Consider the following 18,437-nt stretch of genomic DNA (forward strand, 5'->3'; position numbering starts at 1 on the left):
ACCAGCCACCGCGGATTAATGATTATTGGCACCGGTGCCGGCACCTTGTTCTGGGTGTGCTTAGGATTCATTGAAAGTTTCTGATTCGAGCTGAATAATTGGATACGACCACGGATTTAATGCCGCTTCTGCCTTTTCCTCGGCGGTAACAGGGATATTGTTGTCACGAAGAAAATAACTGATTGCGAATCGTTTAAGTGTGATTTCTTTTGATGAGAAGATGCCGTATTCACGCGAAATTAACTTGAAGTGGCCGTCGGATAGTTGCGGATTGACGATCAGCTTAATAGTGACATTTTCAATATAGTCCACATCGTCTGGTATTAACTCCGGCTCGACGTGTTTAGGCAAGGACATGAAGCGCGACAACAAATAATCGCGGTATTCTTTATTACGTCGGCAATAAGCCCTCAAATGCGGTCGCTTCATGGTAAACACGATACAAACAGGATGCAGAGTCCGAACGGTCCCGAGAGGGAAGGTGCCAGACGCATAGTTTGCTTCGATCGACGCCCCCTGATCTATGGCCGACAGCAACACGGGTATTAAGCCATCCAACAGTTGTCGTTCAAGTCTTGGTACAAAAACTGACCCCTCTGACTGATGGCTTTTGGCCGTCGAAATAATGCTTTCGAGATCTGTTTGAATGAAGTGCGGCATAAAGTTGATTGACGCCTTATACGAGCGATCTGATGCATCGTAAGCATTCACATTATTCGGCGCTAAAGCCTTATATTTCATGATGTCACTATGAGCTCGTTGGCGAGTGATACCGAATACATCAACAAGATTGGCTGAACTAATATACCGGTGCCACAGCAAATAACGTTCAATGAATTTAATACGTTGGACTTGCGCCCACGGCACAGAAATTAAGAAGTCTTCGATCGTTTTTTTCATCATAGGTCTATAGGCCTTGTTGTCTATTGCGGCATGTGTAGCACCTCAGTAACTAAATATACCATTTCTAGAGACTAAGTAATCTTATTTTACATGCTAAAGGGTATGGTTATGCAGTGTAACTATGCACCCGCACAGCTCGCTTTGAGAATAAAAAGATTAAGCTCCAAAGGAGTAATGGTATTACCAATCTATAACTCCATCGATTATGATATCTACCCCAAGGCGTTTATGTAGAGTGTGAAGCCAGTGACATCATCCTAGATACTCATGCGATCGTCTTTGTTGAAAATGGGGAAGTTCTTTATTCATGGCGTCCCAGTAAAATGCTGGTGGATGAAATAGGAGCGGGGGCGCTGGTGGTGTACCGTGGCCACACCAATGCCGCTGCCATGGTAATACGGCTCATGGAGTCAGCCAATAAAGCTGGATTGGAGTGTTATGGTTTTGTTGATTACGACATTCCAGGATTGAAGATACTCAGCGATTTAAGACACGTAATAACAAAGGTAGTATTACCAAACGAAGTCTCACTCATCCAACTACTTAAAGAGCAGCCATATCTCAATAAACTCAGCGAGGTGTCGAAACAGGCAAACCGGTACCCGAATTTGTGGAGCGCACTTCCAAGCTCACTAAAAGCTTCATATTCAACTATCGTCAGCAATAAGCTGTCTATCACACAAGAATGCCTTATTGCTAATAACGTAGAGTTAAACATTTTTTCAATCGCTTGTTCTGAGCCGTATGCTTAACGTGGCTTATGCCACATCACACAAGAATCGGGCACCATCTTCACAGAACCTCATGCGCTGGACCTATGTGCATGGAATTTGATGCCTTATTGAACCCTTTTACCTGTGTAGGCTTAGCGTTATGAGGAGGGTTGTTTGAGCGTGATCGCACCCAGGTGCGACACAGTAATATTATTTTACACACAGCTTGATAACTCCTATTATTCATGAAGTTCAAACGACTATCGGCATAAAAAGGGTACGGGGCGGTTAATAATGAATGCAAAGCAAATTAAAGAGTTGCTACACGATGACATTAGAAAAGGAGCAATAGAAGTTAGATCTTTCGAAGAGCATGACTTTCACTTTTCCCTCAAGCATCAAATCCTTATGCTGTCTCGAGGCGTCGTATATTGCAATGAAAAAAATGAGCTTGAAATAGGTTTTGTTATCAAGAGGCGAGGTAACAGGGCTACTGAAAAAACTACCTTTGTGTTTGATGGAAAAGGCATAGTAAGTTCGATTGTAAATAGTGAAAATTTCAAAGCGTTAGTTCGTGAGACAAACACCCCTAAACATTTTTTTAGCTCGAATGCCGGTCTTTTGAAGGGTCTTGATCGCTGTCAATGTGAAAATGCAACTGAAATGAATCATCGCCTGATTGGCTTTGATTTAAGTTTCCCAGACGTTCCGCGCAAACGTGGTGGTTTAATTTCAATTCAGTGTCATGACTGCAATCAATGGTTCTTGCAGCCATTCTATGCGGATACTAAACACCTTAAAGGGAGCGCTTCATTAAGTGATTACATATCAAGGCATTTTTCTTCATCTCATATTTATGTACCGCCTTTGAGTTCAATAATAGATGCGCCAGCAGCTCAGTATAAAGCTTATTCTCCTTATACTAGCCATAAGCAGCTTGAAGAAAACCGAAAGAAAATATCAGCGCTAAAAGAAAGCTATCTAAAAGGGTAGCAATAGCCACCAGCAGGTTGCTGGCTAATACCAACGGGGTGCGGCGAAGCGTGATCGATCAGGAGGTCGTAGAGTTTGTTGGACACAAAATTGGTTCGGATAGATAAAGCAGTTACGACAATCTTTACCGAAGATTAAAAGTATGGCTACGATAACTAATATAGTAATTATCGGAAATAGCGTTATAAATCAATGATTTAAAATAGAACCCTTCTAAAGTCCACGCTAACTGCTAGCACATTTATTTACTCTGTCTGTAATATAAACTCTCTAACGGCATTGGTGAAATGCCGCTTCCAATGTACGGAACTATAAGATGTCCCCCTTGAACCTTTGACTTTTTCGATAGTCCAGTATGGATCGGTTTTTGCGTGTGCCGTGGCATCGGAATAAAACTCAAGAGGACTATATGCCCGCTCCAAGTCGAGGTTTATAATTTGATTCGGTAAAAAAAGAGGCGAATAACTCTTTCGTTCACGGCAATTAGGGCAAACAAAAATACGATAGTACAATTCGTTTTTTCTTGATGGAAACGGAATCCTTAATCTGGCACCGGCTTGATTAAAGCAATGGCTATAATTGGGAACAAAAGAGTCGGTAACAAGACCTAACTTTAGGCCGTAATGTCTACCCAAATCTTCAAACAAACTATCATATTCGTCCATTTTTGGTATAGGGTATCGGCCATGACCTTTTATGCCTTTCTTAACCCAAGGGAAAATGACGCGATTCGATTTATTGTTTCTTGTGCGCTTTGTTTGGAATGCTGTATTTCGATTGCTATCGGATTCCGCAGGTCTCCAAATCGTACCAATACATCAGCCACCCATGCTTTATTGCCGCACTCTATCATAACGTCGTAACCCTCTTCTTTAAGGGCTTTGTAGATCTCAAGTTTCCAGTGAAGATGATGTATTGACTCTATACTACCTTGATTATTTCTAGCGCAATCCCCTTCACCTGGTAAATGCGAGAAATATCTAGTAATCAATTTACCACGTCTTGTTTTTGCTATTGCAACTTTAGTTGATTGAGGCATGAGAAGCCGACGAGATTTAGAAAGTTTTTCTATTTCCTGCCACTCGGAATCATTCATCAGCATGCCAATCACACGGGTGCCATCCTCTTTTAAAGCGCTAATGGACATAAATGGTTCCTATATATATCAATAACTTAAACCCATAAGAATACATGAGCGTGCATTAAGAAAACCGTCCGAGATTGGTCTATTTGAACAATCGCTGATCAAAAGGATATTTAGACTGGTCAACAATTGAAAGGTGCCCTGAATCAGGGTGAAGCGGGTTGAGTAAGTAGTTATACGAGTGCGGAACTACAATAGATGGTACTTTTAGCAATGGGCTTTGCCCATTGTTCAGCCATGAATCCCCTATTCTCTGTGTAATGCTTTGTTGATGTAGATCCTCACGACTTAAGCCCGAATCTAAAGACTCTACAGGTATAAAAGACTCATCGAAATCGACTTTTAGAAGCTGAAAACTGTCCGGTAAATCTTCTAGGTCAGCATTCAAATGGACTCGTATTTCTAAAAGAGCAAGAGCTGGATGCTCTGATAAATATACAATTGGGCGGCCTGCATTATGCCACCGCCCTGCTTGTCTAATGCCTCCGATGCCTTTCAAATCAGCAAAATTACTTACTCGCCACAATATCATGCAAAGTACCCTTCATTTAGACGGTATAAAGCATCACGAACCATAGCTGCGCCAAACTCAGTTTTCATATACTCATTCGGTGTTTTGGAATCGAAATCAGGGAAAGGCTTAGAAAGCCATTTATGTGCTTTTTCCACGTTGCCAAATATCTCTTCTGCCAAAGCAATGGTTTGTGCTGCCCTAAGCAATTTAGTGGTTTCCTCCATTGTAAATCGCTGTTTTTTAGTTACACGATGAGTCAGTGTGCGACGAGGTATAATCCAACTTGTATTTGCTTTCGGTTCGAAACTAATAAAGCTTTCAAAAGCTTGAGGCGAAACGCCTTGTAAAGCAATTGAGTTGAAGTCTTTTTCACCGGATATTTTCAGGTTTGTCATTCGTGAAACACGATCAAAAACGCGCTCGGTAAGTGGTTTTTGTCTCTTAGAATCTAATACGGATTTAACGTTAAATGTAATGGTCTGCATAAAGCCCCCTTATGTTTTGGCAATATGCCATACTATACATGGCATATTGCCAAAATCAAACAACCTAGTAATCGGCCTGTTCAGTTTGACTCTTTTACAGATACCGAGGCAGCAAACAGGTTTCCAATGAAGTGTTGCTTTTGCTGGGGTTGGGCTGCATAAACAGTATGCTTTCCTTTTTTATACAGAATATATTGCACTATATGCATTATATTCTCAGTCTGTTTAGCAGTATGATTGGCGATATTAATTTTTAGACAAGGTTTTTCAATGCCTCTTGAACGAATATTTGATGAACGTGATATCAATGAGCTGTTAACTCAAAATGCCGGTGGTGAGCATGGCGCCAGGAATGCGGCTTTAATTTTAAGTGGTGTTTGCTGGGGCCTAACCCCCTTAGAGCAGTCTTTAGTTTCCACTGAATCAGTGATAGCTCCTAATGGTCAATTATACCGGACTTGGGTTCTTCCCAGCCATGAGTCCTACAACGGGAAATCAAGAGAGCTATACACGGAAGATCACCTTGTCCCCTTCTTTCAAAAATACATAGATGTTCGACTTAAAAAAGAATGGGGAACGGGTGGGCATAGCCATCAAGCATTGCTGCCAGACAAACCTTTTCTTCTCAATGACAATGGTGAGCGTTATCGTATAAATACAACCGCTAAAGGACATCGCTCTGCTAAAGCTATGCACGACCAGCTACGCAAAATGATAAAGAACAGCGGTTTATACGATGCTACACCAGCAAGCTACCGTGCCTCTTTTATTAAGCTTATGTATGAAAGTGGAGCGAAATGGACAGACCTGAAAGGGCTAACAGGCATAAAGGACAAAAGGACTCTTGAAGGTCACGTCAGACCGCATGAAAGAGAACTGGAGTCTATATTGTCGAAAATATTTTCACGCGTGAAAATGCCAAGATCATTAGAGTAATTCAATAAATTAGAAGGTTTAAGTAATCATGAGAAAAGCATGTATCGATCTAAATTACACACTTAAAATCGTTAGTTTATTAGGTGGCGACTTAGGCGGAGGAAGAAATCTACATACAGTCAATTTACTCGATGGTAGCAATCAAATGACAATGTTAAATCTATCAACTGATCCATCGATAAAAGAGCCTACTCCAGATGAATGGGCGAAGGCATTGAAGCAGTGCCATCAAAAAGCAGTCGAATTAAAATACAAAGTGACTCGCGTTCGTGGTGAATCGCTAACCGAGAGTAAAGATGAAGCAAAAAATTAAAGGCACCGGTCATTTAGTTGTAAACGGAGATATCACAATCAATACGAGCAGAAGCAAGGCAAGCTTTTACCGTCGCATCTATGTTGCCTACTTAATCGATTCTGGCATCAACACCCCAAAAGAACTTCTAGATGCTACCAAAATGCCAAGACGCACCCTACAAGATACACTGGCAGCACTTGGGGAAGTCGGTATACAGGCTGAAAGATCAGGTGGTACCAAAAACCTGACATACCAAATTGTTAACTGGGGAGCGATTAATAAAGACTGGATAGAAAACAACTTGCAGCACGTCATAGACGTGCTAGAATAGACGATAATAAATCATCGACAAGGGATTAGAGCTCATGACAAAAGCAAATTTCGCAGACTACAGCAATGGTGCAATCACCGCTCTATCGTACATTGCTCAATCGGGTGCGCCACTACAAAGTGTTTTGGATACGATGCAAACAATGGTTCTTATGTTGGATGCGAATACAGATGAAGGCGACAAAGAACGCTTTATTGAAGCTTTTGGTGCTGATACGTTGAAGTCAGCGGGTGTATTGGAATAATTATGAAAAAGCCTTTCCGTATAGATGGTGACAACTCGTACGAATCTCTAAAAAAAAGAGTCCAAGAGGTCGTTACCCTTGAAGGCCTTACAGAAAACAATATTATAGCGGGACAAATTTGGAAGCGCCGAGACGGAAAACTATTCAGGCTAACAGAACTTTGCCATTACTGTAAGGACTATGGTTTTACAGCAATACTTGAGCCTATTAATTCAGGCGTAGTCAATTGCCCTTCTCTAATAAGCCTAATAACTAAATTTACTTTGGTAGAAAGCGGGAGCCTATCGGAGGAAGTGAAATTTTTAAATAATGGTTTTGCTAAAGAAATCCATTTCTTTTCTCAAGCTCATAAAATGGAAATTAATGGAATGGGGAAGTCTATGGTGGTGAAGCTGGTTGAGTCCGGTTTGGTTCGGTCGCTACCTGAAATCTATACATTACCCGATAGACTAAGTGAGTTGGTAGAGCTCCCAGGAATTGGCGAAAAAAAAGCTTTAGAGTTAATTGAAAATATAAATCATTCTAAGGAGAAAGCTACTCCGTCAAATCTATACTGGTCTCTAACAAAAGAAGTTAGACAAGGGCCTAATTACAAGAAGCTTTTGGATGAATTTTCACTGGTTGGCATTGATGTTCGCGAGATTTGGAATGTATTTTTTGTAAATGAGAGTTCCCTGAATGTTATTTCAAAAAAAGAGGGCCCTATACACCAATCAAAAGCATTAGAAATTGCCGAAGGTCTATTAGAAACGTATTCAAAGGTTTGGGTGGAAGACAATCTAGGTAATGTTATTTTCGATACGCGATTAGCTTCTTTAAGGAAAATAACTAATCACCTTGAGGAATTAGGCCTAATCAAATAGCAATTACATCATTGGAATAAGGCGGTGTTGTTAATGGCTAAAATTAATGAAACATGGAGACTTTTTTCGTAGCTGGAAAACCTAAGTTTATAAGTGTGATTATGGTGGTGTTGTTGGCGCTATCGTTTGTCATGTTTATGGGGAAAGCTTTGGAAATTACTGGGTTTATTGATTCATTTTTGGCAATGTGAAAATCTCAAAAAGTTAAGGTTGGGATATTATGAGCGCACAAATTCACGCTTCTTATGAAGCATATTGGGATTGTCCATCATGCGGAGAACGCACCTCAGATTGTGATGAGGGTGTTGACGACGATGGTGAGGAAATACACATCATTTGCTCTTGGGAAGTTGATAAAGGTGGAGATGCGCTCGTCGCATGCGGCCATGAATATTCAGTGCGAAAGTGACATTGGAATAAACCACAAGAGGTATCTATGTATAAGCAAATTCGTGACTCAGCTACTATGGCAGCTTTCTTTCTAGGAGGCCTTTTGAATATGGGTTTTTTTCACGTAATACCAAAGGCGGATGATTTAACCCTTTTAGGCTGGTGTTCAATAATTGTTTTTATGAGCGTTAGTCTTGTTGCTTTTCCGTTGACGATCAAAAGCTGTTTTGATCCATTGGTTAAAAACGACGATGGGGTAAAAGCAAAAGCTGAATCATTGGAGTGTAAATGCCTAAAAAAATAGCAATGCAGTCAGTTGATTTTGAATGTATAAGGGAGGCTCTACGAATATTACAGACATGTATGTCGTATAATTTGAATCCTGTTGTAGTTAAGGCGCTAACCTCATTACAGAAGGTAGAAGCCGAGAATGGCTTCCTGCCTAATCAGAAAATAATCAATTCTAAGACCATACGAACAAAGGTGCGAACTTCTAAATCTGGACTCCATTTCTGGTTGCAAGGTACCAAACTACATAATAACGGATGGAAGAAAGGGGATACTGTTTCTATAAATAAACAGGGGGATAAACTTGTTTTAACGCGAATTTCATCATTACAAAGAAGCAGCTGCACTACTCATAATATTGGAGGCAACGCTAGAAACGATCCCTCAAGAGTATTACTTGAATTACCTTTAAAAAAAACTGGCGTGAGCTGGAAATTAGATGATCCTGTAAATGCTTTAATTGAAAACGATTCAATTACTTTAGAGAGAACCACGCCCGATAGCGACATAAGCTGAAATAACATCATTGGAATAATACTTGCGGGGTACTCAAGGCCATTCGGCCTTTAACTGTTGCCTAGCTTTATAATCGGAGATGTCAAAGTTCTCTCGACAGCTTTCTTGCACCTTATAATGAGCGTCAACAAAACAAAAGCAACTAGGTTTAAGTATGTCAATTACTGCAGCAAGTACACCCCTATTTAAGAATATATTAGGCGATGGCAATATGTGTGCCTGGGACGGCAAACAAATCGAAATTATTGGCATTATTGCTAATCCAGAAGATACAAGTGAATGCGATGTTTTGGCTATGCCTATGTTTAAAGTAAAACTGGTTGAAACCTCTGAGATTTCTCATGCGTATGTTGATGAAATTGATGAGCAATTTTGGCCGCCAGAAATGAAAGCTGTTATAGAAGGTCAGAATGCTTGGATCGTGAACAAGAAGATGGTTAACAATCCGTATGACGGCGAGCTTGCAAAGCATTTCGACTATGGTCAAATAAACATGCAGCATAAGTGTGAATAATTCGACAAAAAGACAATAATTAGGGATATCGAACACCAAAAAAAAGCACCCTGTAAAAGGGTGCTTCATAAATCAAGAGGGGCTTGACATTTCAGCTCTAATTGCTTGGTGTGAGCGGCCTCTCTGTACAATATAATAGTGAAATAGCATTACAAAGTAAAAGATATTTTCCTTTCCACACAATAAACCTATCATATGATGAATTTAGCTCTTAATTCTAGCCGTTATGCATGCTATACCAAAACATACCCGCACCGATGCCTACCGCAACCATGCCAATCAATGAAGCTATCTTAAACCAGCTCCACGGACGCTCAGCTTGAACTTCTCCGGTGCGAGCGTTTACTAGCACTTGATACACCTTATTTTTATACCGATAAGCAGAAACCCAAACAGGTAAGAGGATGTGTTTAAATTTAGGGTTTAGGTAGTGGGTTTGCACGGACGATACCTGTTGCTCGTCACCACCAATATCACGCTTTATTTTCAAATCCACCGCATCACCAATAATGACCTTTGCTTCCTGAAAACCCGTCTTCAAATCCTTATCGTAGCATTCGCATTGGTAACCGCTAATGTACATATCTTTATAATCCACCAGCTCTTCTAAATGCCACGGTTGAAGAGCATTTAGTTTCTTTTGAGAAACAGAGTTGGTTGCTGGAATTAAAATATCATCGAAATCTTTTGATACACTCCCCGTAACTGACCTCCAGCGAGTGCGTCTTTGTTGGCTCGTCGTGTTATTGCCGTCACTATCCTTAGAGTTCACAGTCACGTAATAATACGTTCCCTGCCTACCAGTATAATGACTAGTTATTCCACAGTCGTAAGTCCAAAATGGTAAATAAACACCGTTGAAACTTTCAAGTTTAGTCGCTTTAATCTTCAGCTCGCTTGGTGCGAACCAGAGCTTAGATACCCAACTTTTAAAATTCGTAGTTGCTGTTTCTTCAGAAATACCAAAGGGCAAGAGACCCGCTGGTTTAATCATTGAGTGCGATCTAGCCTGTTCCACCACTAATGGAGCATCACAAAACGAACAGACTCCAGACAGCTTGTTAGCCCCTAATTCAGTTGTTGCTCCACAGCCATTGCAACGAATAACATGCAGCTCTACTTGCTCAGTACTATCTTGTAGTTTGTTTATATACTCATCGAGATTTAATTCATCATTTGCGCGATCATTTGAATCGGCATTTTCAATGTCAATAGTGTGATGACAATACTCGCATGACATATGCTCTGTATTGGCCTCGTAGGACACGTTGGCTCCACAAGAACGGCATTTAGTATTAATAATCAAAAAATCAACCCTTCGGAATTGGAGGTGGAGCAGATTTAAACAGAGGTGTCAGCTGTGGGACTTCGTGAGCCTTCATCCAAGCTGGCATGCCATCAGCCCAAACTAAGGTATCGTTAGTGAGGTGTTCGCTGGTAACTTTCGTTTGCAACTCCATGACTGTGAATGGACCAGTCTGTTGTCCATTAACGGCGACGAAGAAGGTTACCGCGCCAGGAATGGCTGGTGGTGCAGGTTGCTGCTGTTGGGTCTGCGATGCAGCGACTTGATTTGCCATAGCAACCCCCATCCCCATCCCCATAACGGCTCCGGCAGAACCAGCTGTATTGCTTGCCGCTGCCTCCATCGCATTTGCGGCTTGAAACTGTGTGTACTTGTTCAAATCCCCAAAAAGCCCCATTGACGATCGCTTATCAATAGCGGCCTCAACCTCAGCGGGTAGCGATATATTCTCAACCAAGAAGTTTTGAAGGGTTATTCCATATTTAAGAAAGTCTTCGTTCATTAGGCGCTTCATTAAGCTAGAAAGCTCATTGTAGTTCGCCGCTAAATCGAAGACGGGGATTTTGCTTTCGCCAAGTGCATCAGAAAAACGCGATATTGTAAGGCTTTTTAGCTGTGAATCGATTTCGTCTAAAGTGAAATGGCCATCAGTCCCGACAATTTCTTCAAGCAACAACTCAGGATCTTGTACTTTAATACTAAAATTACCAAATGCACGGATACGAACAACGCCTAATTCAGTGTCACGCATTTGAATTGGGTTTTTAGTTCCCCATTTAATGTCGGTAAAAGTGCGTAAATTAATAAAATACACTTCTGCTTTAAATGGTGAATTAAAGCCGTACTTCCAACCGCGCAATGTACTAAGGATTGGCAAGTTTTCTGTTTTAAGTTCGTGCATACCCGATGTAAACACGTCGGCTATTTTGCCTTCATTGACGAAGACAGCTATTTGACTTTGTCTAACAACTAACTGAGCGCCATTTTTAATTTCATTTTGGTAACGATCGAAGCGCCAAACTAACGTGTCATTGCTTTCATCTACCCATTCGACGACATCAATAAATTCGCCTTTAAACATATCAAAAAAACCCATAATCCAGTCCGTTTCGGCTTGAAGGCAAGTTCAGAATTCGAATTAACAAACTAGCACCACTTGGGCGTGTCGTTTGCCAGTTAAAATCATTTTCAGTATTAGATACAATACTAATTAAACCAGCTAGATGTTAGTTTGTTAGTAAATTAAATACAATTGAATGACATTCTTTTTAAGCCAACGTTTCATGTTTGTATTCTTGATAAACTGATAGCGCATCAGTTGTACTTCCATCGTAGAGCCCATTGTCTTTCATAAAGGCAATTGCGTTTAAAAAAGAATCGCGCTGAGAGGTGTTGGCACCAAAATAAAAGGACTTGTTAGACGGTTTACCATCGCTTTTCTTAAAGTTGACGGTGTAACGCGTGATATCGACTCCCTTCTGATTTTTGGTTAAGCCAATACTTAGCTTTGGTATCCCTGTTATATTGTGTTTGCGAGCTTCTTTACGTTCCACTGGGTTAGGCTTATCGGCATTACGTTTAAATACACTATGCTTATCCTTGATTGAGTCGATGATTGACTTTGGTATCCCTGTTATATTGTTTTTGCGAGCTTTTTTACGAGCAACTGGGTTAGTGTTATGGGCATTCCGCCAAAATACACCAGCCTTACTACTTTCACGCTTCCACCATGCCTTTGAACTCATTGCGCTTTGATTAATTAAAGAAAACGCAGCCTCAGCCCATGCGTGATGGTAGTTATTTCTTACATTGGTTTTTTCGCAAGGTTCTTCGAGATAGGCATAGCCCGAGTGATTGAGCGTGTAGCCATTTCCCTTTTGATACCACCCTAAGCCTTCCCTCCATTCTCCACCCAACTTATACATATTAAGGCTTGCTTGGAGTGCGTCAGTTTGTGTGTCACACACTATGTCGGTAGATGCATCAAAGATGTAATTAGCCTCCGGCGCTACCCCGTTCTCAACGATCGACACATCAATATCAAACAGACGGCCACCAGCGAGGCGGTTCGAGGAATTCAAAACCTTAACAAGTGTCTTTAAATCGTTTTGGTCGGCACTGGAACGAATAAGAATAACGATCTGGCCCGTCGCAGTAATTTCCTCTGTGGTATATCCAGGCTTAGGCTCGATTGCCCTGCCTTTCATGCGCCCTATCGACGATTGTGAAGAGGTTTTGTGGAGAGTGCATCTTGGTACCCCTTCTGACCAGCTTAACGACTTAAACCCACACGCGAACTCCATTTCAATGCCAACTTTTCGCTCAATCGAATGTATGAAGCCGCCGATCGCACTAATAGCCGGAAAACCGACAGACATCATGCCAGAGGAAATATTCATGTTGTCACATCGAGCCGTTAATTGTACGAAGCTCCCTTTCCAGATATTAGGTTCTTTAATTTGCACGAGCCCTCGACGCATTAGACGGACAATACCGCCTTGTTTCAGCATGACGTCCCCATGATTTGCTAGTGCCGCAGGGGTTGGCTGAATAACCCATTTTTTAAAAGGCATACTTTGAGTGCCCAGCCGCAAATATGTCTCATTAATGACCCCCATACTCGCCACGGGGCTAACACTGACGTATTCATCCTCGCGCCAATTATCGTTCGGTAAAAGAACCTGTTTTAAATGTGGATCTCTGATAGCCGGTAAGCTGGTGGTCATAACGTGATTGGCCGGAAGCTCAGCTATTATTTCACGCCATTTTTTGATGTCTGCTGCATTCTTGGGAGCAGACCAAAATCTGTTCTTTATATTGACGGTTTGAGAGCAAATAATGCCGTTCGGTACTGGATGCAGAATTTCAGCTGCTAAAGCGTTTGAATCAATACGCGCATTAAATAACTTAGGTGAATGTGTTGATATCATTTTTTTAGCTCCCTACGAGGGCTGTACAGCGATTCGTTAACGACAATGAAATCTTTGTTTAGCCATTGCGTTACTTGCGGCGGTTGCACACCTTGTGCAGCGGCGAAATCACGATTAGACCCATAGAACTCTTCGTCTATATATTCGCGTAAAGTTCTAGCGGCTGGCCGAGAGGCATTTTTCAGAGCGATAGCGCAATCTAGCGCCTCTCGAAAATCAAATTCAGCACCGGCGTCTCGCAGTATGTCGAGTTGCGCTTCAATGGTTTTATCGCTTGTGTAGCCAGACTCTAGAGCCGCTTCCCAACCATATTGGCCTGCCATTACTTCAGAGGAACGTAAGTCTGTACCGCCAGCGTATTCAGCGGGGTTATCTGAATTAATGATCTCTACAACTTGATCTAATGAGTGAGCTTGTGAAATAGCGTTTGTCATTAATCGTCCTCTCTTGGTAGTGGGTTTGTGTATGGGTTACAGGAATACATTATAATATAGCGTTTCACTTAAATATAGCGTTTTACTATATTTAATTTTGATAAGATAGTAAACGTATATCAAGCCTGTCGGCTTTAACCTTTGGGTTAGGTATAGTGTAGAAGGCCTGCTCCAGACACTGCCAGACCACAAACCAGACATAATGGGCACTCACTAAATAAGGGATGCCTTTCGATGAATAACAGCACCACTATTGAAGAGTTGAAAAACTCACGCGACAGCTACAGAACCTTGGGGATTTCAACTGCTCACTTTCGACACAGTGATATATTGGCGTTGTCTGATATTGCATTAGATAATCAAATGATTAGTGAACGAGATACAGGTTTTTTCATCAAGTTATATAGCGACGACGAACCATTGTTGGGTGACATAACGATAAGCGATGATTTTCATTCCGTGATTAAAGTTATCTTTGCCGCTGGATTTGGACATATAGAAATTGACTGCGATGCGAATACCTATGAAAATCTGCCACTCTATATCGACGGCACCGATGACATAGAAGAGAGACCAGCCGCAATGACTAATGTCGAACTTATGAATGATGACTTCCCTGCTTTTCAGGCTAAAATTATGACCGCCAATGATAAAGGCGTTACTCATGATTGTCAGGGTACGATCGACAGCAATCCTGATCGTATGACCTACACGATCGAACCAATCAAATGCGAAGTTGGTGACTTTTTAGAGGTATTTCTTGCCTCATCACACGGGGTGGATTTTTGCTCTGATGGCGTTCATCTAATCGATATCGGCGGATCTCGAATGGATTTATCGACAGGTTGCGTCTTATCGATAAGCCACTTCGAATGGCTTGATATTAAGATTGCGGCGGCGAGGCGTGAAATACAAAAGAGTACCGAATCAGCGTTAGCGAAGTTGCTAACAAATAACTGAAGCCTATTGAGCGCGAAGCCAGAAAAACTATTATAAGGAACACTAAAATGTCAGAAATCACACAGACGGTATCAGGAAATATCAAGTACTCGGCAGAAGGATTGCGTCAGGAAAATTATTTCATCCAAACAGGCAATTGTCTAATGGGGTTAGACACTCAATACGTCTCTCCCGACGATCTAAGGTCCTTGGCAGATCATCTTGAAATGACGCGAGGCACCGCAACAAAACCCGCTAGCGGCTCTTATACGGAATCCTAAGTAGCTACGAAAGAAGCAATGATAAAGGCGCTACTCATGTTTGTCAGGCTATGATCGACAGCAATCCTGATCGCATGACCTACACGATCGAACCAATCAAGTGCGAAGCTGGTGCCTTTTTTGATGTGTTTCTCGCCTCATCACACGGGGTTGATTTTTGTACTGATGGGGTTCATCTAATCGATATCGGTGGATCTCGATTGGATTTAGCGCCAGGTTGCGTCTTATCGATAAGCCACTTCGAATGGCTTGAGATTAAGATTGCAGCGGCTAGGCGTGAAATACAAAAGAGCACCGAATCAGCGTTAGAGTGCTTGCAAACAAATAACTGAAGTCTATTGCGAGTGAAGTCTGAGAAACCATTTAATAGCTTATAAAAAATGAGGTAGTTAACACCATGAGAGTCGGTTTTTATAAAACAGATATGATTTCCGTATCAGCAGATAGCGTCGACGAGGCAGCTATTGAGTATGCTCAAGAACATCACGAAATTTGCGAGGAAAGTGATTATCGATTCAGTGTACTTGTAGAAGATGAGGCTAGAACGCTTCATATAGTTAATTTTTATACTGAGTTCGACCCACGGTATGAGATTGAATCTAGCTCAGGAATAAATGAGTAAAGAATAAATGTGTGATCACGTCCTGTGGCCACACATATTTAAGACATCAGAATCCCCCGACCTCAAGGCATTTCAGCCTTTAACAACGCCGTACTTATAGTATCGATATTAGCCAACGGGTAGCGCCTGAACGTCACGTACTACAATAGAACCGCGCACACTTAATAGAGGTTAATTACATTGAATTCACAACATACAATAGCAAAGCTAAAAGATTCAGCTCAATTGATTAATAGCCACACTTGCTTCATCGTCTCGCTGGATAATTCTATTAATCCAGTTAACACGCCACTGCATTTGCAAAACGGAGAAGTGCTCGAGGTCGGAGACAAATTCACTCAACTAGGTCGCAAAGGATGCTCGTATAAAAATGGCATATTGCTTAATGATGGCTGGGTGCAGCGCTATGAAGGCTCTGTCAAGATTCAGAATAACGATAAGGAAGGACGTGTTTACGATTACAAGCTATTTAGCGCCTATACAATTGATACAGGGCTAAACGCACTAGAGGGCTACCCCACTATATTTACCAAAAAATACCTCGCATATACACAGTATGAAGACTTAGCAATGGGATATTTCGGCCAGAACGAAGGCTTTCATTTTTTTGAAACCGATTATCTCATTAGATATAAATAACTTTACCGGTTGATCCTAGGAGTACACCTTATCGGCACTATTGAAGGTCGCTATTATAGGATAAAATTACGGAATTTGATTACGTATAGATAGCTTAGATAAAGGATAACACCTTGTGAATGAGTCATTAAAACAAGATTGGCAGAAAGCCAAACGTTCGTTGAGCGCTGCTAAATTGCCCTACATACGCTTAGTAGCTTACTCAAAACTAGATAATGGAAAATGTAAGCGATTGAATAGGTTCATAGCTCCAAGTATGGATCTTGGATTACGCTTAGCTATCGATAACTTTGGCAAGCAACATAAGGGCATCTTTGTAAAACAGAATGAACGTGCCCGAGGACGAAGTAACCGTACGCAAAAAAACACGAATATTTAAGAGGATATAGATATGACAAGCTTACGACGTATAAAGCGCGGGATGATTATTATATCTCTACCTATATTAATTTTGCTTGCAAATACCTCTAACGCAGAAGTGTACAGCTGCACTCAAGCTCAAGAACATGTGACAAACGCATTTAAAAAATACAAGCCAGATTCTCTAGAATATAAACTTATTGCCAAATACTTTACTTTGAAGATGGAATCCAGGAAACCTGCCGCTTTATGTAAAGCGAACAGGCACCTATTAAAAGCATTAGCTAATGACAGGAAGGACAGTAGGACTAGAGTTTCAAGAGAGAAAGCGAGATAAAATAGAATAAAACTAAATCGCACTGACTAGGAAACAATAATAATACTAGAACCGCCCTTGTATAATGATTTATCACATTAGCTTTTCGAGTTAATAATATTCTGATAAATATAAGAAAGAGTTTCGCAGTCAGAGTGTTTTCTGCGATATCCATCTACTTGACTTAAAACATGATTTGCCTTTACTTCGTTAGCTATACGCCCAGTATTAAACCCTTTTATCATAGTATTAACGTTAGGTGTGCATTTATCAACATTAGTAGCTAGTACTACACTACTCATCCCAACATAAACCGTTGCTAAAATAACTTTATACATAATAACAGCCCAATAGAGTTAAATTTCAATAATATTGTATTACCCCACACCTTTCAAACATAATTAAAAAAACCTTACAAAGAGTCCCTCTTTAACTATGTGGTTTATGCAATAGTAGATTAGTGATTACTCGATAATTCTAAAAAACTATGGTCCATAATACAGCTACTGGATGATTGTTCGCCCCTAAAGCCCTGTAATCTGCGCCTAAATTCACTAGCAATCGATGACTCACTAATAACGAGGTAACGTATGAACTGGATACAAATCAACAACGCTGTCAGTATTAAAGAAGCGCGCACTTATATAAAGTCTACCTTTAGTCAGGGTGAGATAATAAAAACGTCAGACAGACCTTCATCAATATGGATATACTTTGTATCACAATCGGGTGAACACACCATTACGCTATTTAGTCTAAAACGTACTTCGAGTATATGGTACTTTCATGAAACACCCGAGTCAGAAATTAAAGATAACTTCAGCTGTCCAATTAGCCTTATAAAAGCCGCTAATAGAGCTAAGCCTAAAGCTAAGCTGAATGCTAATCTGTGGCGTAATAAAATGCTAGAAATTGATGACACTAAAAAGAATCATAAGAAAAACATCACGTCACTAAAAAAAGATAGCATTATTAAGCTTCATGGAATTATATATAAACTTAAAGAGAAAAAAGATTACGTTTCTTCTAATTCGTTTTTCTTTCGTAGTAGAATGGAAAGGCAGGGATGGGCTGCTCATGATGTTCGTAATACAATACCGCTATTTATACCATTATCTCACCTTGAGCATGCGGAGATCGTGTCATTATAACTTAACCCCAACATAACTTATTAACAATACTCTTGCATAAATTAGCTCGCACCTACTTAGTAGGTGTGATAAAAGAAATAAGATAAATCTTTAACTCATGGGTTTTTTGAAAGAATCTAACTATCTAAGAAAGCATAATAAATAAAGTTCTGCCTATAATGTGTAAAATATAATGGAATGGAATTTAGCTCGATGAAACTGCCGAATATGAGAAAAACCTGTAAGAATTGCCCATTCCGGAAAGATACACTAAAAGGCTGGCTAGGAAGGGAGAGAATGACAGAAATACTTAATGCAAACAGCTTTACATGCCACAAAAATAACAGTTTA

General features: G+C 40.7%; 24 protein-coding genes and 1 pseudogene. 17 read left to right on the forward strand and 8 right to left on the reverse strand.

The features are described from left to right. Positions 1 to 60 precede the first annotated feature (60 nt). On the reverse strand, positions 61 to 903 hold the full coding sequence (locus V6259_RS12660) for a WYL domain-containing protein (protein ID WP_341584813.1): 843 nt from the start codon (positions 901 to 903) through the stop codon (positions 61 to 63). Between the two features lie 227 nt (positions 904 to 1,130). Between V6259_RS12660 and V6259_RS12665 the strand changes: the two are divergent. Together V6259_RS12665 and V6259_RS12670 are read left to right on the forward strand one after the other, a co-directional pair. After that, a pseudogene (locus V6259_RS12665) lies at positions 1,131 to 1,655 on the forward strand (DUF7281 domain-containing protein); the annotation flags it as partial. A gap of 255 nt (positions 1,656 to 1,910) precedes the next feature. Continuing rightward, positions 1,911 to 2,609, forward strand: a complete 699-nt coding sequence (locus tag V6259_RS12670; RefSeq protein ID WP_341584815.1) for a hypothetical protein — start codon at positions 1,911 to 1,913, stop codon at positions 2,607 to 2,609. A 694-nt stretch (positions 2,610 to 3,303) separates the two neighbouring features. Here V6259_RS12670 and V6259_RS12675 read toward each other — a convergent pair. From V6259_RS12675 to V6259_RS12685, 3 genes are all read right to left on the reverse strand, one after another. Then, the gene (locus tag V6259_RS12675; protein WP_341584816.1) at positions 3,304 to 3,756 is read right to left on the reverse strand and encodes a competence protein CoiA family protein; all 453 of its coding nucleotides are present in this window, start codon (positions 3,754 to 3,756) and stop codon (positions 3,304 to 3,306) included. Positions 3,757 to 3,835: 79 nt separating this feature from the next. After that, positions 3,836 to 4,285 carry an RES family NAD+ phosphorylase gene (locus tag V6259_RS12680; RefSeq protein WP_341584817.1) on the reverse strand — a complete coding sequence of 150 codons (450 nt, stop codon included), beginning with the start codon at positions 4,283 to 4,285 and terminating at the stop codon, positions 3,836 to 3,838. Beyond that, positions 4,282 to 4,752, reverse strand: a complete 471-nt coding sequence (locus V6259_RS12685) for an antitoxin Xre/MbcA/ParS toxin-binding domain-containing protein (RefSeq protein WP_341584818.1) — start codon at positions 4,750 to 4,752, stop codon at positions 4,282 to 4,284. Before V6259_RS12685 ends, V6259_RS12680 begins: the two co-directional genes overlap by 4 nt. A gap of 270 nt (positions 4,753 to 5,022) precedes the next feature. Between V6259_RS12685 and V6259_RS12690 the strand changes: the two genes are divergently transcribed. The 9 genes from V6259_RS12690 to V6259_RS12730 all read left to right on the forward strand — a co-directional run bounded on the left by V6259_RS12690 (position 5,023) and on the right by V6259_RS12730 (position 9,129). Continuing rightward, entirely contained in the window at positions 5,023 to 5,688 is a 666-nt protein-coding gene (locus tag V6259_RS12690) for a hypothetical protein (RefSeq protein WP_341584819.1), read from the forward strand. A 28-nt stretch (positions 5,689 to 5,716) separates the two neighbouring features. Beyond that, complete coding sequence (locus tag V6259_RS12695) at positions 5,717 to 6,001, forward strand: hypothetical protein (RefSeq protein WP_341584820.1); 285 nt, start codon at positions 5,717 to 5,719, stop codon at positions 5,999 to 6,001. Continuing rightward, complete coding sequence (locus V6259_RS12700) at positions 5,985 to 6,314, forward strand: helix-turn-helix domain-containing protein (protein WP_341584821.1); 330 nt, start codon at positions 5,985 to 5,987, stop codon at positions 6,312 to 6,314. Before V6259_RS12695 ends, V6259_RS12700 begins: the two co-directional genes overlap by 17 nt. A 34-nt stretch (positions 6,315 to 6,348) precedes the next feature. Next, positions 6,349 to 6,558 carry a hypothetical protein gene (locus V6259_RS12705; protein ID WP_341584822.1) on the forward strand — a complete coding sequence of 70 codons (210 nt, stop codon included), beginning with the start codon at positions 6,349 to 6,351 and terminating at the stop codon, positions 6,556 to 6,558. Positions 6,559 to 6,560: 2 nt separating this feature from the next. Beyond that, positions 6,561 to 7,421 (forward strand): helix-hairpin-helix domain-containing protein, encoded by an 861-nt coding sequence (locus tag V6259_RS12710; protein ID WP_341584823.1) that lies wholly within the window; start codon positions 6,561 to 6,563, stop codon positions 7,419 to 7,421. A 220-nt stretch (positions 7,422 to 7,641) separates the two neighbouring features. Beyond that, complete coding sequence (locus V6259_RS12715) at positions 7,642 to 7,830, forward strand: hypothetical protein (protein ID WP_341584824.1); 189 nt, start codon at positions 7,642 to 7,644, stop codon at positions 7,828 to 7,830. A gap of 27 nt (positions 7,831 to 7,857) precedes the next feature. Beyond that, positions 7,858 to 8,115 (forward strand): hypothetical protein, encoded by a 258-nt coding sequence (locus tag V6259_RS12720; RefSeq protein ID WP_341584825.1) that lies wholly within the window; start codon positions 7,858 to 7,860, stop codon positions 8,113 to 8,115. Beyond that, complete coding sequence (locus tag V6259_RS12725) at positions 8,100 to 8,615, forward strand: hypothetical protein (RefSeq protein ID WP_341584826.1); 516 nt, start codon at positions 8,100 to 8,102, stop codon at positions 8,613 to 8,615. The genes V6259_RS12720 and V6259_RS12725 overlap by 16 nt, the downstream gene beginning before the upstream one ends. 154 nt (positions 8,616 to 8,769) lie before the next feature. Then, positions 8,770 to 9,129, forward strand: a complete 360-nt coding sequence (locus V6259_RS12730) for a hypothetical protein (protein ID WP_341584827.1) — start codon at positions 8,770 to 8,772, stop codon at positions 9,127 to 9,129. A gap of 217 nt (positions 9,130 to 9,346) precedes the next feature. On the opposite strand, the gene V6259_RS12735 is transcribed toward V6259_RS12730, so the two are convergent. From V6259_RS12735 to V6259_RS12750, 4 genes are all read right to left on the reverse strand, one after another. Next, entirely contained in the window at positions 9,347 to 10,435 is a 1,089-nt protein-coding gene (locus V6259_RS12735) for a hypothetical protein (RefSeq protein WP_341584828.1), read from the reverse strand. 4 nt (positions 10,436 to 10,439) lie between these two features. Further along, entirely contained in the window at positions 10,440 to 11,531 is a 1,092-nt protein-coding gene (locus V6259_RS12740; RefSeq protein WP_341584829.1) for an SPFH domain-containing protein, read from the reverse strand. A 172-nt stretch (positions 11,532 to 11,703) separates the two neighbouring features. Continuing rightward, positions 11,704 to 13,365, reverse strand: coding sequence for a hypothetical protein (locus V6259_RS12745; RefSeq protein WP_341584830.1), 1,662 nt, complete (start codon positions 13,363 to 13,365; stop codon positions 11,704 to 11,706). Continuing rightward, positions 13,362 to 13,799 (reverse strand): hypothetical protein, encoded by a 438-nt coding sequence (locus V6259_RS12750; RefSeq protein WP_341584831.1) that lies wholly within the window; start codon positions 13,797 to 13,799, stop codon positions 13,362 to 13,364. Before V6259_RS12750 ends, V6259_RS12745 begins: the two co-directional genes overlap by 4 nt. A 234-nt stretch (positions 13,800 to 14,033) precedes the next feature. On the opposite strand from V6259_RS12750, the gene V6259_RS12755 reads away from it, so the two are divergent. From V6259_RS12755 to V6259_RS12780, 6 genes are all read left to right on the forward strand, one after another. Continuing rightward, positions 14,034 to 14,759, forward strand: a complete 726-nt coding sequence (locus V6259_RS12755) for a DUF5983 family protein (protein WP_341584832.1) — start codon at positions 14,034 to 14,036, stop codon at positions 14,757 to 14,759. Positions 14,760 to 14,806: 47 nt separating this feature from the next. Further along, the gene (locus V6259_RS12760; RefSeq protein WP_341584833.1) at positions 14,807 to 15,019 is read left to right on the forward strand and encodes a hypothetical protein; all 213 of its coding nucleotides are present in this window, start codon (positions 14,807 to 14,809) and stop codon (positions 15,017 to 15,019) included. A 50-nt stretch (positions 15,020 to 15,069) separates the two neighbouring features. Continuing rightward, on the forward strand, positions 15,070 to 15,351 hold the full coding sequence (locus V6259_RS12765; RefSeq protein WP_341584834.1) for a hypothetical protein: 282 nt from the start codon (positions 15,070 to 15,072) through the stop codon (positions 15,349 to 15,351). A 470-nt stretch (positions 15,352 to 15,821) separates the two neighbouring features. After that, the gene (locus V6259_RS12770) at positions 15,822 to 16,280 is read left to right on the forward strand and encodes a hypothetical protein (protein ID WP_341584835.1); all 459 of its coding nucleotides are present in this window, start codon (positions 15,822 to 15,824) and stop codon (positions 16,278 to 16,280) included. 115 nt (positions 16,281 to 16,395) lie between these two features. Beyond that, positions 16,396 to 16,659, forward strand: coding sequence for a hypothetical protein (locus V6259_RS12775; protein WP_341584836.1), 264 nt, complete (start codon positions 16,396 to 16,398; stop codon positions 16,657 to 16,659). Positions 16,660 to 17,546: 887 nt separating this feature from the next. Next, entirely contained in the window at positions 17,547 to 18,107 is a 561-nt protein-coding gene (locus V6259_RS12780; RefSeq protein ID WP_341584837.1) for a hypothetical protein, read from the forward strand. Positions 18,108 to 18,437: the final 330 nt, after the last annotated feature.

This window comes from Marinomonas sp. TI.3.20 (genome assembly GCF_038155025.1).
In the GTDB taxonomy this organism is placed as follows: domain Bacteria; phylum Pseudomonadota; class Gammaproteobacteria; order Pseudomonadales; family Marinomonadaceae; genus Marinomonas; species Marinomonas flavescens.

Coding starts and splice junctions, on each gene's coding strand:
- V6259_RS12755 (WP_341584832.1), top strand. CDS start 14,034: ATGAATAACAGCACCACTATTGAAGAGTTGAAAAACTCACGCGACAGC.
- V6259_RS12700 (WP_341584821.1), top strand. CDS start 5,985: ATGAAGCAAAAAATTAAAGGCACCGGTCATTTAGTTGTAAACGGAGAT.
- V6259_RS12745 (WP_341584830.1), bottom strand. CDS start 13,365: ATGATATCAACACATTCACCTAAGTTATTTAATGCGCGTATTGATTCA.
- V6259_RS12725 (WP_341584826.1), top strand. CDS start 8,100: ATGCCTAAAAAAATAGCAATGCAGTCAGTTGATTTTGAATGTATAAGG.
- V6259_RS12660 (WP_341584813.1), bottom strand. CDS start 903: ATGATGAAAAAAACGATCGAAGACTTCTTAATTTCTGTGCCGTGGGCG.
- V6259_RS12680 (WP_341584817.1), bottom strand. CDS start 4,285: ATGATATTGTGGCGAGTAAGTAATTTTGCTGATTTGAAAGGCATCGGA.
- V6259_RS12690 (WP_341584819.1), top strand. CDS start 5,023: ATGCCTCTTGAACGAATATTTGATGAACGTGATATCAATGAGCTGTTA.
- V6259_RS12730 (WP_341584827.1), top strand. CDS start 8,770: ATGTCAATTACTGCAGCAAGTACACCCCTATTTAAGAATATATTAGGC.
- V6259_RS12705 (WP_341584822.1), top strand. CDS start 6,349: ATGACAAAAGCAAATTTCGCAGACTACAGCAATGGTGCAATCACCGCT.
- V6259_RS12675 (WP_341584816.1), bottom strand. CDS start 3,756: ATGTCCATTAGCGCTTTAAAAGAGGATGGCACCCGTGTGATTGGCATG.
- V6259_RS12760 (WP_341584833.1), top strand. CDS start 14,807: ATGTCAGAAATCACACAGACGGTATCAGGAAATATCAAGTACTCGGCA.
- V6259_RS12685 (WP_341584818.1), bottom strand. CDS start 4,752: ATGCAGACCATTACATTTAACGTTAAATCCGTATTAGATTCTAAGAGA.
- V6259_RS12740 (WP_341584829.1), bottom strand. CDS start 11,531: ATGGGTTTTTTTGATATGTTTAAAGGCGAATTTATTGATGTCGTCGAA.
- V6259_RS12750 (WP_341584831.1), bottom strand. CDS start 13,799: ATGACAAACGCTATTTCACAAGCTCACTCATTAGATCAAGTTGTAGAG.
- V6259_RS12670 (WP_341584815.1), top strand. CDS start 1,911: ATGAATGCAAAGCAAATTAAAGAGTTGCTACACGATGACATTAGAAAA.
- V6259_RS12715 (WP_341584824.1), top strand. CDS start 7,642: ATGAGCGCACAAATTCACGCTTCTTATGAAGCATATTGGGATTGTCCA.
- V6259_RS12720 (WP_341584825.1), top strand. CDS start 7,858: ATGTATAAGCAAATTCGTGACTCAGCTACTATGGCAGCTTTCTTTCTA.
- V6259_RS12780 (WP_341584837.1), top strand. CDS start 17,547: ATGAACTGGATACAAATCAACAACGCTGTCAGTATTAAAGAAGCGCGC.
- V6259_RS12710 (WP_341584823.1), top strand. CDS start 6,561: ATGAAAAAGCCTTTCCGTATAGATGGTGACAACTCGTACGAATCTCTA.
- V6259_RS12765 (WP_341584834.1), top strand. CDS start 15,070: ATGATCGACAGCAATCCTGATCGCATGACCTACACGATCGAACCAATC.
- V6259_RS12695 (WP_341584820.1), top strand. CDS start 5,717: ATGAGAAAAGCATGTATCGATCTAAATTACACACTTAAAATCGTTAGT.